This window comes from Neorhizobium descurainiae, from assembly GCF_051400715.1.
Taxonomy (GTDB): domain Bacteria; phylum Pseudomonadota; class Alphaproteobacteria; order Rhizobiales; family Rhizobiaceae; genus Neorhizobium.
Window position 1 is genome coordinate 1 of the sequence record NZ_JBLFFK010000036.1, and the last position, 13,090, is coordinate 13,090.

At 60.1% G+C, this 13,090-nt stretch carries 11 protein-coding genes and 2 pseudogenes; 10 read left to right on the top strand and 3 right to left on the bottom strand.

The window, feature by feature from the left end; all coding sequences use genetic code 11:
- Together ACMGE0_RS31760 and ACMGE0_RS31765 are read left to right on the top strand one after the other, a co-directional pair.
- Positions 1 to 120: pseudogene (locus ACMGE0_RS31760) on the top strand (methylmalonyl-CoA mutase family protein); the annotation flags it as partial.
- 7 nt (positions 121 to 127) lie between these two features.
- Positions 128 to 262, top strand: coding sequence for a VOC family protein (locus tag ACMGE0_RS31765; RefSeq protein WP_436819864.1), 135 nt, complete (start codon positions 128 to 130; stop codon positions 260 to 262).
- A 30-nt stretch (positions 263 to 292) separates the two neighbouring features.
- Here the strand turns inward: ACMGE0_RS31765 and ACMGE0_RS31770 are convergent.
- Positions 293 to 379 (bottom strand): annotated as a pseudogene (locus ACMGE0_RS31770) (hypothetical protein); the annotation flags it as partial.
- Between the two features lie 107 nt (positions 380 to 486).
- Between ACMGE0_RS31770 and ACMGE0_RS31775 the strand changes: the two are divergent.
- Entirely contained in the window at positions 487 to 1,632 is a 1,146-nt protein-coding gene (locus tag ACMGE0_RS31775; RefSeq protein ID WP_436819865.1) for an acyl-CoA dehydrogenase family protein, read from the top strand.
- A 378-nt stretch (positions 1,633 to 2,010) separates the two neighbouring features.
- Here the strand turns inward: ACMGE0_RS31775 and ACMGE0_RS31780 are convergent, their stop codons facing one another.
- Positions 2,011 to 2,727, bottom strand: coding sequence for a FadR/GntR family transcriptional regulator (locus tag ACMGE0_RS31780; RefSeq protein WP_436819866.1), 717 nt, complete (start codon positions 2,725 to 2,727; stop codon positions 2,011 to 2,013).
- A 163-nt stretch (positions 2,728 to 2,890) separates the two neighbouring features.
- Here ACMGE0_RS31780 and gudD point away from each other — a divergent pair, with 163 nt between their 5' ends.
- The 4 genes from gudD (at position 2,891) to ACMGE0_RS31800 (ending at position 7,390) form a co-directional block, all read left to right on the top strand.
- The gene (gene gudD / locus ACMGE0_RS31785) at positions 2,891 to 4,264 is read left to right on the top strand and encodes a glucarate dehydratase (RefSeq protein WP_436819867.1); all 1,374 of its coding nucleotides are present in this window, start codon (positions 2,891 to 2,893) and stop codon (positions 4,262 to 4,264) included.
- A gap of 82 nt (positions 4,265 to 4,346) precedes the next feature.
- The gene (locus tag ACMGE0_RS31790; protein ID WP_436819868.1) at positions 4,347 to 5,315 is read left to right on the top strand and encodes a Bug family tripartite tricarboxylate transporter substrate binding protein; all 969 of its coding nucleotides are present in this window, start codon (positions 4,347 to 4,349) and stop codon (positions 5,313 to 5,315) included.
- Between the two features lie 100 nt (positions 5,316 to 5,415).
- Positions 5,416 to 5,880, top strand: coding sequence for a tripartite tricarboxylate transporter TctB family protein (locus ACMGE0_RS31795; protein ID WP_436819869.1), 465 nt, complete (start codon positions 5,416 to 5,418; stop codon positions 5,878 to 5,880).
- A gap of 10 nt (positions 5,881 to 5,890) precedes the next feature.
- On the top strand, positions 5,891 to 7,390 hold the full coding sequence (locus ACMGE0_RS31800; RefSeq protein WP_436819870.1) for a tripartite tricarboxylate transporter permease: 1,500 nt from the start codon (positions 5,891 to 5,893) through the stop codon (positions 7,388 to 7,390).
- Positions 7,391 to 7,537: 147 nt separating this feature from the next.
- On the opposite strand, the gene ACMGE0_RS31805 is transcribed toward ACMGE0_RS31800, so the two are convergent.
- Positions 7,538 to 8,206 carry a TetR/AcrR family transcriptional regulator gene (locus ACMGE0_RS31805; protein WP_436819871.1) on the bottom strand — a complete coding sequence of 223 codons (669 nt, stop codon included), beginning with the start codon at positions 8,204 to 8,206 and terminating at the stop codon, positions 7,538 to 7,540.
- A 402-nt stretch (positions 8,207 to 8,608) separates the two neighbouring features.
- Here ACMGE0_RS31805 and ACMGE0_RS31810 point away from each other — a divergent pair, with 402 nt between their 5' ends.
- The 3 genes from ACMGE0_RS31810 to ACMGE0_RS31820 all read left to right on the top strand — a co-directional run bounded on the left by ACMGE0_RS31810 (position 8,609) and on the right by ACMGE0_RS31820 (position 13,073).
- Complete coding sequence (locus tag ACMGE0_RS31810) at positions 8,609 to 10,267, top strand: MFS transporter (RefSeq protein ID WP_436819872.1); 1,659 nt, start codon at positions 8,609 to 8,611, stop codon at positions 10,265 to 10,267.
- A 372-nt stretch (positions 10,268 to 10,639) separates the two neighbouring features.
- Entirely contained in the window at positions 10,640 to 12,313 is a 1,674-nt protein-coding gene (locus ACMGE0_RS31815) for an AMP-binding protein (protein WP_436819873.1), read from the top strand.
- A complete protein-coding gene (locus ACMGE0_RS31820; protein ID WP_436819874.1) occupies positions 12,303 to 13,073 on the top strand; it encodes an SDR family NAD(P)-dependent oxidoreductase in 771 nt (256 codons plus the stop codon). Before ACMGE0_RS31815 ends, ACMGE0_RS31820 begins: the two co-directional genes overlap by 11 nt.
- The last annotated feature ends 17 nt before the right edge of the window (positions 13,074 to 13,090 follow it).

Sequence of the window (13,090 nt, forward strand, 5' to 3'; positions counted from 1 at the left end):
CAGGATTACGACTACCTGATGAGCCACGGCGTCGCCGCCGTCTTCGGCCCCGGCACCAATGTGCTCGATGCCGCCAATAAGGTGCTCGACCTCATCGAAGGAAAAAGAAGAAATATTTGAGGCAAACATGATCACCTGGCTTAATCACATTGCCATTGCCATTGCGGTTCCGGATCTCGCCAAGGCGGCGGCTCAATACGAGAGGCTTGGAGCGAGGATTTCCGAGCCGCAGCATCTGCCCGAGCTCGAAAAGGGGCTTTGATGGGATGAGGATCTGGCAAGACGTCAGCCGGTAGCCGCCGACGCTTCGATCAAACAAACGGCATTCCAACGCTTTCTCAAACTGCTTAATGCGCCTGCTCAAAGTGGTATGATCGACATTAAGTCGTTGGTGACGGACGTTGCAGGAAGCCTGTTACGGACAGGTTCCGTTAGAGACTAAGCGTTTTCCGGCGGAGCTCCGCTTTCATTGCATGGAAGTTGATGATGGATTTTACGGTCAGCGAAGAGCAACAGGCGATTTTCTCGATGGCGCGTGATTTTGGGGCCAATGAAATTGCCCCGCATGCGCGGCAATGGGAAAGGGACGGCACAATTCCGCGTTCGCTCTGGTCGAAGGCGGCAGAGCTCGGCTTCGGCGGTCTGTACGTATCCGAAGCTTCCGGCGGTGCGGGTCTTTCGCGGCTCGACGCAACGCTGGTTTTCGAGGCGCTGTCGATGGCGTGCCCCTCCGTGGCGGCATTCCTGTCGATCCACAATATGTGTGCGAGCATGCTCGATCGCTACGGCAGCGATCATATCAAGGATACTTATCTCGGCGGCGCGGTATCGATGAATACCGTGCTATCCTATTGCCTCACCGAGCCCGGCGCCGGTTCTGATGCCGCGGCTCTTCGAACCCGGGCCCTCCGGCAGGGCGACCACTTCCAGCTTGACGGGACCAAGGCCTTCATCTCCGGGGGAGGCTATTCGGATGCCTATATCGTCATGGCGCGTTCTGGCGCGGAAGGTCCGAAGGGCATCTCGGCTTTCGTCGTTCCGAAAGACGCGGCTGGCCTCAGTTTCGGAGGACTCGAGGATAAGATGGGATGGAAGGCCCAACCCACTCGGCAGGTGCAGTTCGACAATTGCGACATACCGCGCGAAAATCTGATTGGCGAGGAAGGCAAAGGCTTTCGTTATGCGATGGCTGGGTTAGACGGCGGTCGGCTGAACATTTCCGCCTGTTCGCTCGGTGGTGCGCAGGCCGCACTCGATGCGACGTTGATTTATCTGGGCGAGCGCAAGGCCTTCGGCAAGACCCTCGACCAGTTCCAGGCTTTGCAGTTCCGCTTGGCGGACCTGGAGATCGAATTGCAGGCGGCCCGCATCTTTCTGCGGCAGGCGGCGTGGAAGCTCGACCATCAGACGCCCGACGCTACGAAAGCTTGCGCCATGGCGAAGCGGTTTGTCACGGAAACGGCATCTAGGGTCGCTGATCAGTGTCTGCAGTTGCATGGAGGTTACGGTTATCTTGCAGACTACGGGATTGAAAAGATCGTGCGCGACCTGCGGGTGCACCAGATTCTGGAAGGTACGAACGAGATCATGCGACTGATCGTGGCACGCCACATGCTCGCGGAACGGGGATAGCCTTGCAAGATACGGGTTCAAAGGCAATGGAGATTTATCAACAATTCGTGGAGGCAGAAGGCGGCAGGGGAATGGACTTTTCGGCCCTTCTGCCCCGATCTGCGAAACGAGGCCGCAATGTCTGAGGCCTCGCCGCGGAAAAGATGATCATCCTCGAACGTATATTCTCCGCAATCGCGAAGACTTTGGTCCTGTACCAATTTCGCAATCTTAGAAAGACGCCGACAATCAAGAACCTGCGGTCCTCCCTCCGCCAATCAGAATAGCTGCCCGGATATGTAGCTTGATGTTTCGGAAGCGCGCAGAAGTGCAAGCCCCTTGATCCCGTTGGTCTGCGGCGGCACGCATTTCGAATTCCCGACCGCTTCCTTCAGACGATCAATCCTCTTCGAGAAGGCGGACTACGCTCTGTTCCATGTGGACGTTCATTGCTGAGCGCGCGCGTTCCGGGTCGCCAGCCTTGATAGCCTCCAGCACCTCGCGGTGCTCGTCGACTACGCGAGGTACCACCTGATCGGGCGGACGATCCTGCAGCTTCCTGGTAAACTCGATGGTGAGCCGGATCTGGTCTCTCATCGAGCGCAAAGCGAAGCTGAAATAGGGGTTCGCAGTTGCCTGCGCGATCGCGAGATGAAATGCAAAGTCGGCTTCGAAAACCGTTTCTCCCGGTGGCAGCGCCAACATTCGATCATACGCCGCCTGAATGACGGCGATCGCATGCAGGTCGCCTACCTTGGCCGCGTCTTCTGCCGCAGCGCACTCTACGACCTGCCGAAACCGCAGACATCGCTTCATGTCGAAAACCGTCTGGATCGACAGGCCTTGCGTATCCGCGGCGGCCGGCAGGATGTCGGCCTTCGGCTGCACGAAGTTGGCAGATCCACGTCGAGAAATGATCCGGCCCGCGTCACGCATCCGACCAAGCGCCTTGCGAAGGACCGGCCGGGACACGCCAAATTGCCGGGCAAGCTCGGCTTCTGGGGGCAGGCGGCCTCCGCCATGCCACGTCGGCTGATCCAGCATCGCTTCGAGTTGAGCGAGCACATGAGAGGACATGTCCCTCAGGGGACGAATCTGCTGGCTACTATGGTTCATGGCCGCACATTAACTCCAAGTCGAAGCAAGCTCCACACCGGAGTTTGTTTACTAATTATAACTCATATTGACAAATTAGTTCCGTCGGGTAAGTTCGTGTGCAGAGATGAGGACGGCTCGCGAGTAGGCGTGTCGCGGTGATGAATAGAAGGGTAGGAACGAAATGTTCGCGGCGTCAGTTGAAACACACGATGAAGGCTTCTCTCCTGTTCGCGGTGCGCCAGCCATCCGCTCCTTGCGTGCTATTCCCGTCGCTGGACGCGACAGCATGCTCCTCAACTTGAGCGGCGCTCACTCGCCATTCTTTACCCGCAACCTCGTGGTCATCACCGATACTGCAGGCAATACCGGCGTCGGTGAGGCCCCCGGTGGGGAGGCCATCAGGATGACGCTCGAGGAATCTGCGCCCTTGCTCGTCGGCAAGCCGATCGGCAACTACAAGGCCTTGCTGGATGCGGTTCGCACAGCATTCAAGGATCGCGACGTCGGCGGCCGCGGCTTGCAGACTTTCGACCTTCGCACGACGATCCACGTCGTCACCGCCCTTGAGTCGGCGCTTCTTGATCTCCTGGGCCAGCATCTCGACGTTCCCGTCGCGGCGCTGCTGGGAGATGGCCAGAAGCGCGACCGCGTGCAGATGCTGGGCTATCTCTTCTATGTGGGCGACAGCGGCAAGACCGACCTTCCCTATCGAAAGGGTGAGGGCGCTGCAGATGACTGGACCTTACTTCGCGACAAGGAGGCGCTAACGCCCGAGGCAATCGTACGCCTCGCGGAAGCCGCTCAGGAGCGCTACGGCTTTCAGGACTTTAAGCTGAAGGGGGGCGTCCTGGCCGGGGAAGAAGAAATCGCCGCGGTCACGGCGCTTGCGAACCGCTTTCCTCAGGCACGGGTAACTCTCGATCCAAATGGCGCCTGGTCGCTCGACGAAGCAATTCGGCTCTGCAAGGACTGCAAGGACGTTTTGGCTTATGCCGAAGATCCGTGCGGGGCAGAGCAGGGGTTCTCCGGCCGCGAAGTCATGGCCGAGTTCCGGCGAGCTACAGGACTTCCTACGGCGACCAATATGGTCGCGACCGATTGGCGCCAGATGGCGCATGCAATCCAGTTGCAGTCCGTCGATATTCCGCTAGCCGATCCGCACTTCTGGACAATGCAGGGATCGGTGCGGGTTGCTCAGCTCTGCGAGGCATTCGGCATGACCTGGGGCTCGCACTCGAACAATCACTTCGACGTCTCGCTCGCCATGTTCACCCACGTCGGGGCCGCAGCGCCGGGCCGTGTGACCGCGCTTGACACCCACTGGATCTGGCAAGACGGACAGCGGCTCACCCGTGAACCATTTGCGATCGTCGACGGCTACGTCGCGGTGCCCGATAAGCCTGGCCTGGGTGTCGAGCTCGACATGGATCGGGTGGAGGAGGCACATCAACTCTACCTGAAACACGGATTGGGTGCGCGTAACGATGCCGTCGCAATGCAGTACCTCGTGAAAGACTGGCGCTTCGACAACAAGCGTCCATGCCTGGTGCGGTAGCGCCGGAAACAGGGGCGGCCAAGGCGGCCGCAGAACGAGGGCGCCGGCAACTCGTAATCATCACTTAAGGAGGAGAAGTGGCATGACAAAGAGAAAACTAATCGGAATTGCACTGGGTCTGACACTGGGCCTGGCGACTTATCTGGCACCGGCTGCGGCGCAGCAGGCCGTGACGATCATAGTTCCGTTCCCGCCTGGCGGCGCTACCGATACCACCGCCCGGTTTATTGAGCCGAAGCTGTCCGCGACGCTTGGCCAACCGATCGTTGTTGATAACAGACCTGGCGCTACGGGAGCTATCGGGGCGGCGCTCGTTGCCAAGGCTGCTCCCGATGGAAAGACGCTGTTGGTAGCCTCGCTCGGCACGTTCGCAACGAACCCGTTCCTGCAGAAGAACCTGGCCTACGATCCCCTGAAGGATTTCGATCTGCTTACTGTCGCGGTCAGTACGCCCAACGTGCTGGTCGCACATCCCGACTTCAAGGCAAAGAACGTGGAGGAGCTGGTCGCGGCGATGAAGGAGAGCCCGGAAACCGTGACCTTCGCCAATTCCGGCAATGGATCATCTGACCATCTGACCGCTGCGCTGTTCTTCCAGGCAACTGACACGAAAGGCGTGCACGTCCCGTACAAGGGCGGATCTGCCGCACAGGCCGATCTGATCGGTGGGCATGTGGACGTGTCGTTCCAGAACCTCGGGGCGATCATCAATTATGTCAACGAAGGCCAGATGAAGGCTCTTGCTCAGACCGGCAAGACACGTCATCCGCTTCTGCCAAACGTTCCGACGCTCGCCGAGCTCGGCTACGAGGACATCGTTGTCAACGCCTGGCAAGGAGTTGCAGCCCCAAAGGGTCTATCTGCCGAAACCAAGGCGAAGCTCGACGAAGGCCTGCAGGCAGCACTCGGTGATCCGGAGGTCGTGTCTAAGTTCAACAAGATCGGCTTCGAGATCGTCGCAAATTCCAATGAAGAGTTCTCGACATTCCTTCAGGAGGACATGGCTCGCTGGAAGAAGGTGATCGAGACCGGCAATATCACCGCGGAATAGGCGATACGAACGCGGTCGCTGATGCAGCGGCCGCGTTGGCGCATGCCAGCGAGCGTAGCGAGAAGATCGCGGATGATCCTCGCGGCGAAGGGAGAGTGTGATGTTGTCATTCGTGCGTGGACCGAAAGATTTTTGGGCCGGAGTGGCCTATGTCTGTCTCGGTGCCGGATTTGCCCTCGTCGCCAGGGACTATTCCTTTGGAACGGCTGTAAGGATGGGCCCAGGTTATTTTCCGACCGTGTTGGGTGGTCTTCTCGCCTGCGTTGGGCTGGTCTCCATTGCCAGGGGGCTCACCCGCCAGGGCCAGGCCCTTGAACCATTTGCATGGAGACCGGTTTTTTTTATTTCCCTTTCCCTGATCCTATTCGCGCTGTTTTTGTCGGGAGGCGGCTTAATATTCGCCCTTGCAGTTCTTCTGCTTGTCGCTCCCGCAGCAAGTGCATTCTTCCGATACACGGTTGGCGGCACCTTGGCGGCACTCGCCCTGATCGCGTTCTGCGCGGTGGTTTTTGTTGAAGCTCTGGGGCTTCCACTCCCCTTGGTCGGCCCCTGGTTCGGCGGCTGAGAGAATTATAATGGATATCTCCGGAATCTTGCTTGGGGCGACGGCAGCCTTCAGCGCCTACAACCTCCTTTACTGCCTTCTCGGTGTGTTTCTCGGAACGGCCATCGGCGTCCTTCCGGGGCTAGGTCCGACGGCAACGATTTCTATGCTGCTGCCCATCACATTCGGGCTGCCGCCTGAAACCGCATTGATCATGCTCGCCGGTATCTTCTATGGAGCGCAATACGGAGGATCGACCACGGCCATCCTCGTTAATCTTCCTGGGGAATCCTCGTCGGTCGTGACCGCTGTGGACGGCTATCAGATGGCGCGAAAGGGGAAGGCCGGCCAGGCGCTTGCAACGGCCGCCATCGGATCCTTCATAGCCGGCACGATAGCCACTCTCCTCATTGGCTTTGTTGCGCCGGTCTTGTCCATGTTTGCTTTCAAATTCGGACCTACCGAGTATTTTTCACTGATGGTGCTGGGTCTGATAGCGGCAATCGTTCTTGCTCACGGATCTGTCTTGCACGCGGTCGGAATGATGCTCCTCGGGCTTTTGTTGGGGCTTGTAGGGACGGACGTCAGCTCCGGCGTCCAGCGTTTTACCGGCGGCACGCCTCAGCTTCTGGACGGTATCAGCTTCGTCATCGTCGCCATGGGGGTTTTCGGGATCGGCGAGATCATCGCCAATCTCGGCGACGAGAAGCGAGAGAAAATTGAGTTGGCGCAGATCAACAGATTGATGCCCACGATTTCCGAATTCCGGGAGATGCTTCCGCCCGTCCTGCGGGGGACCGCCTTGGGGTCTGCACTTGGCATTCTTCCGGGGGGCGGCGCAACCTTGGCGTCGTTCGCAGCCTACGCGCTCGAAAAGAAGGTATCGGCGAAACCGGAGGAGTTCGGGCGGGGCGCATTGGCGGGCCTCGCCGGTCCGGAATCGGCCAACAATGCGGCCGCTCAAACCTCGTTTATACCGATGTTGACGCTCGGGATTCCTTCCAATCCGGTCATGGCACTCATGATCGGCGCTATGATCATGCAAGGGATACAACCGGGGCCCTCAGTCATCCACGAGCAGCCGATGCTGTTCTGGGCGATCGTCATCTCGATGTGGATCGGCAACGTGATGCTGCTGGTTCTGAACCTTCCGTTGATCGGTATCTGGGTCAAGATGATCTCAGTCCGGTACAGCTTGCTGTTCCCGGCGATCCTGGTCTTCTGTGCTGTCGGGGTATTCAGCATCAACAAGTCCATCTTCGACGTCTACCTGATGGTTGGGTTCGGCGTCATGGGATACCTGTTCCGCCGCCTTAACTGCGAGCCGGCACCGCTGCTCCTCGGCTTCATCCTTGGTCCGATGATGGAGGAATATCTGCGGCGCGCGATGCTTATTGCGAAGGGCGATCCGACGGTCTTCCTCACGCACCCCATCAGCGCCGTCATGCTGCTGATCGCACTTGTTCTTCTGCTAACGGTGGCAGCACCTTCAATAAGGCGCAAACGTGAAGAGGCGTTCGCCGAAGATTAGGTAGTTCAGACCTGGTCCGACGACGTCAAGACGAGCATCGCAATGGATGCGGGGCGGGCTCCAGCGGGTTTCCCCGGGTATGCTGGGTGAATTCGAAGAAGCGGGTGCTGATCCGGCTCCGGCCGACCAAGCGGAGCCTAGCCTGGATCAGGGCGAGAAAAGTTTCAGGAGCGCGGTTTCGCAGTCGTCCCGAAGCGCCGGATAGGATTGCTCCCAATCTTTGTCTTGCAGCCATTGGATGAAACTGCCTTCGACCACTGCGCGCGCCCTTTTGGCGGCGTGGGTGAGATTGTCGACCTGGAAGATGCCCGCCTCCACGCCCTGGCGGATCACGGTCGCGTAGGTGCCATCAATATGATCCCGTAGGAGGTCGGAGAGTTCGACGAACGTCGCTTCCCTCGTCGAGTACTGCACGAGGTCGAGGTAGATGAGATGAAAGTCGCGACTCTGCTGGGCTCCCACGAACACACCGTCCATCAGTGCCGAGAAGGCGGCCCTTGCGTCCTTGATGCAATCGACCTTGCGCGCGATACGACGCACGGTACCCGCGAGCGCCCAACGCATCGTCTCCATGATCAGAGCGTCCCGCGTCCCGAAATGGTAGGCGATCAGCGCCGGGCTCACGTCAAGCTCCTTCGCGATTCGCCTCAGCGATAGCTGCTGCGTTCCTATGGTCGCCATCGCCTTATAGGTGCCGCGGATGATCTTGATCTGGTGCGGCGTATAGGTCGGGATATCGATAGTCGGCAGGAACCCGCTGCCTTCGGACGCAGGGGGAGCAGGATGTTCTGGAAGTGTTTGGGTGGCTTGCTGCAATGTCCGACCTGACCTGGATTGTTTCACTGAACATATGCTCAAAGCCCTCCCATGGCGTCAAGTCCGACTGTATGCGGCTTTTGAGCGGGGACGCTTAAGGCGTAGGAGTGGCCACCACATGCTCATCTCTCCACACAGAGATCGAGTATGGGCATGACAATCGACTTGACAAGTGTTCAGTCTGCAATAAAGTTCCTGAACATCCGTTCAGCCGGCTGGCTGGGCGCTGGGAGGGATGCGATCCGGACAGGTATCGTTCTGGGAGGCTGATTGAACGTCGCACCAGTGAGCGCGCGGCGGTGGATCTTTGCAAGCAGGTGGTGGAGAAGCCGGGGATATGCTCCCGCGGCAACGGAGAGACGTGTCTTTTCCCGAGGGAAATCAACGTCATGGGAGGATCAGATGACACATGTTGAGACATTGGTGGAGACGGGAAGCATCTCGTCGAGAGACAGGAGAGTCATCCTGGCGGCTTCGCTGGGAACGGTGTTCGAATTCTACGACTTCTTTCTCATCGGGTTGGTGGCGACCGAGATCGCCAAGGCCTTCTTCTCGGGAGTGAACCCGACGGCGGGCTTCATCTTCACCCTGCTCGGGTTTGCGGCAGGCTTCATGCTTCGCCCGTTCGGAGCCATCGTCTTCGGTCGCCTCGGCGACCTCGTAGGCCGGAAATACACCTTCCTGGTCACCATCGTCCTCATGGGCGGCTCCACGTTCATCATCGGGCTGCTCCCGGCATATGCGACGATCGGCGTCGCAGCGCCGATCGCGTTCGTGGTGATGCGGATGTTGCAGGGGCTCGCGCTCGGGGGAGAATTCGGCGGAGCAATGGTCTACGTTGCCGAGCATGCGCCGAGCAACAAGCGCGCAACCTACACCGCGTGGATCATCATGACGGCGGCGATCGGCTTCCTGCTTGCGGTCGCCGTGATCATCCCGCTTCGCATGGCCCTCGGCGCCGACGCATTCACCCTGTGGGGCTGGCGCGTGCCGTTCATCATCTCGATCCTCCTGCTCGGGGTCTCGCTCTGGATCCGTCTGAAGCTCGACGAATCTCCGGAATTCAAGCGGATGAAGGCTGAGGGCAAGGCCTCGAAGTCCCCGCTTGCCGAGACATTCGGAACCTGGAAGAACGTGAAGGTCATCATCATCGCGGCCCTGTGCATCCTGCCCGCGCAGGCGGTCATCTGGTACACCGGGCAGTTCTACACGCTCTTCTTCCTCACCAAGGTGCTCAAGGTAGAGAACCTGTCTGCCAATCTCATGCTGATCACCGCGACGGTCCTGACCGCGCCTCTCTACGTGCTGTTCGGCAAGCTGTCAGACAAGATCGGCCGCCGACCGGTCTATGTGACGGGGTATCTGCTCGCAGCCCTTCTCACGATCCCCGCATTCCAGGGACTGACCCACTTCGCCAACCCGGCACTTGAAGCTGCTCAAGACCGCGCGCCGATCACCATCCTGGCAGATCCGAACGACTGCTCGTTCCAGTTCAATCCGCTGGGAACCGCCAAGTTCACCACGTCCTGCGACGTGGGCATCAGCGCCGTCGCGAATCTCGGATTGAACTACCGCAGCGAGGACGCGGCTGCCGGATCCGTGGCAGCGGTGAAGGTCGGTGACCGTGTGATTGCGAGCTATCCGGCCGACGCCGCCGATGCCGCGGCGCAGAAGACGAGGCTCGACAGCGAGCTGAAGCAGGCGCTGGCTGATGTCGGTTATCCTCTCGGAAATGCGGATCCGGCGGCGATCAACGGCCCCGCAATCATCAGTCTCCTGTGCGTGCTTCTGGCACTGGGCGCGATGGTGTTCGCACCGACGACGACCTCGCTCCTCGAGATGTTCCCGTCCCGGATCCGGTATACGGCGATGTCGTTCCCGTACCATCTGAGCGCTGCCTGGTTCGGCGGATTCCTGCCTGCGACGGCGTTCGCGATCGTGGCGGCCACGGGAAACGTCTATGCGGGGCTTTACTATCCGGTCGGGATAGCGGCTGCCTGCATGATCCTCAGCCTGATCTTTGCCAAGGAGACGCTGGGGACCGACATTTCCAAGGGATGATCATGAAACAGGGCGGGCCCATCTGCTCGCCCTGTTTCATTATGAGGCCTCGATATGGGGCCTATCCCACATGCACAAAACTGTTCCGGTGGCTTCCACGTGAGCGACGCCGTCCCGGGCGAGAATGCCCTGCAGATGAGCGAGGTCCCCGCCGAGCTTGGGGCTGGGCTCGAGCGCGATGACTGCCCAGGTCATCTTCATTCGCGAACCGGCAGGGACCGCTTTCCGAAAACGGCCGGTCCCGGACTGCTTTTGAAGAATTCGTTGTGGTCGGGAGAGTGGGACTTGACAAGTGTTCAGGCAATTTTGTAGCGTCCTGAACAGTTGTTCAGTTTCGGGGGTCGAGAGGAGTCGACCCAGGAGGAGGATCCAATGAGCACACAGTCCGCACCCCTGGATGCACGGGTTAGGGATCTCGTCTCAACCTATGGCGACGATGCTTTCGACGTCGCCGCCCATCTCTGCGACCGGCATCCGGCGGATGCGATAGCGCACACCATCATCAAGGAGGATCTCAGCTCTTCGGTGCTGAGATACGGCCAGCTTCGCCAGGAATCGGAAAAACTCGCAGATTCTTTCCTTAAGATAGGCATCGAGCGCGGAGACCGCGTGGCGACGCTGATGGGCAAGGGGCACGCCTACCTCGTGACCATCCTGGCCATCTACCGGATCGGGGCTGTCCATGTGCCGCTGTTCATGGCGTTTGCGCCTCCTGCGATCCAGTTCCGGCTGGAGTCCTGCGGAGCGAAGCTCGTGGCGTGCGACGCTTCGCAGAAGACGAAGCTCAAGGCAGTGGAAGCGGAATCACCGGAGCGGTCATGGAAGATCATGACGACTGGAGATGCAGGTAAGGGCGAACTCTCCTTCGACGAGCTCCTCGCTGAAGGCAATCCCGGCACGGCCAGCGTCGCCGTCGGAGGAGATGGGGCATTCATCCAGATTTACACGTCCGGAACCACCGGGAAGCCTAAGGGCGTTGTCGTTCCCGCCAAGGCCCTCGCCGGATTCCACGCATATGCCGAATTCGCACTTGGTCTGAAGCCCGACGATATCTTCTGGAACTCGGCTGATCCAGGCTGGGGCTATGGTCTCTACTTCGGGGTCCTGGCAACCTTCTGCACGGGCACGCCATCGATCCTTCTCTGCGCGGGCTTTTCGCCGGAGCTCACATTCGAGGTCCTTTCGAAGTTCGGCGTTACCAACTTCACGGCCGCTCCGACCGTCTACCGATCGCTCCTTGCGACCGGCATCACGCCCCCGCAAGTCGCTCTGCGCTGCGCCAGCAGCGCAGGCGAACCGCTCACGCCGGAAGTCAACGCGTGGAGCGAAAGAGCGCTCGGAGTTCTGGTTCATGACCACTTCGGCCAGACCGAAGCCGGCATGCTCGTCAACAATCATCATCACCCTGAGCTCAAGCGTCCGCTGAGGACGGGATCCATGGGAGCCGCCATGCCAGGCTGGACCCCGGTGATCCTGAAGTTGGACAGAGACGAGATCGCGCCATCGGGCGAGGTGGGACGCCTTGCTTTCGAGGTGGCGGAAAGCCCATTCGCCTGGTTCTCCGGTTATGTCGGGGATCCCGCCAAATCGGCCGAGAAGTTCGCTGGCGACGGGCGCTGGTACCTTTCCGGCGACATGGCGAAGATGGATGGCGACGGCTACATCTACTTCAGCTCACGCGACGACGACATCATCATCATGGCGGGATACCGCATCGGGCCGTTCGAGGTGGAGTCGGTGCTGGCCTCCCATCCCGCTGTCGCCGAATCCGCAGTGATCGCGGTCCCCGACACGGTCCGCGGCGAGGTCCTCGAAGCCGCTGTCGTGCTGCACGCGGGGCACGAGCCGACGCGGCAACTGGTCAAGGAACTGCAGACGCACGTGAAGAATGGTTTCGCGGCTCACGCATATCCGCGCCGCATCCATTTCGTGAAGAGCCTGCCGAAGACCCCTTCGGGAAAGATCCAGCGCTTCGTCGTTCGACAGCAGGCGACGGAGGGCAGCCTCGTAACCTTGAACCTCCGGGAAACAGCTGATGCAAATTGACGGAAAACTCTGCGCCGTGACCGGCGCTGCATCAGGGCTCGGGCGAGCCACGGCGAAGGCGCTTCATGACGCCGGGGCAAACGTGCTCCTGATGGATCTGAACCGGGACCGGCTCGAAGAGCTCCAGGCCGAGCTTGCGCCCTCGACCACGCTGGCGGTCGCTGTCGACATACGGGAACCGACAGAGGTCGAGAAGGCATTCGACGACGCCATCGCCATGTTCGGCCCTCTGCGCGCAGCCGTGAGCTGCGCAGGTATCGCATCATCTGCCAAGATCGTGTCCCGCAACCAGGCGCATGACTACGATCTCTGGCGCAAGGTCATCGACATCAATCTGAACGGCACGTTCAACGTGATGAGGTTGGCCGCCGCTCGTATGGTGACCAACGATCCGCTGGGTGAAGCAGGAGAGAGAGGCGTCATCGTCAATACTGCCTCGGTGGCCGCCGAGGACGGGCAGAAGGGGCAAGCCGCCTACGCGGCGAGCAAGGCGGGCGTCGCAGCCCTGTCGCTTCCAGTGGCGCGCGACCTTGCGGAGTACGCGGTGCGTTGCGTGGCCGTCGCGCCCGGCCTGTTCGGGACAGAGCTGTTCGACCAGATCCCGGAGAAAGGCATCGAGGCGCTCAAGCGGGCGCTGCTGTATCCCGCGAGGATGGGGCTCCCGACGGAATTTGCGTCCCTTATCCGACACATCGTCGAGAACCCATATCTCAACGGGTCCCTGATCCGCCTTGACGGCGGCGCCCGGCTCCCGGCCTGACACAGAAGAGGAAACCG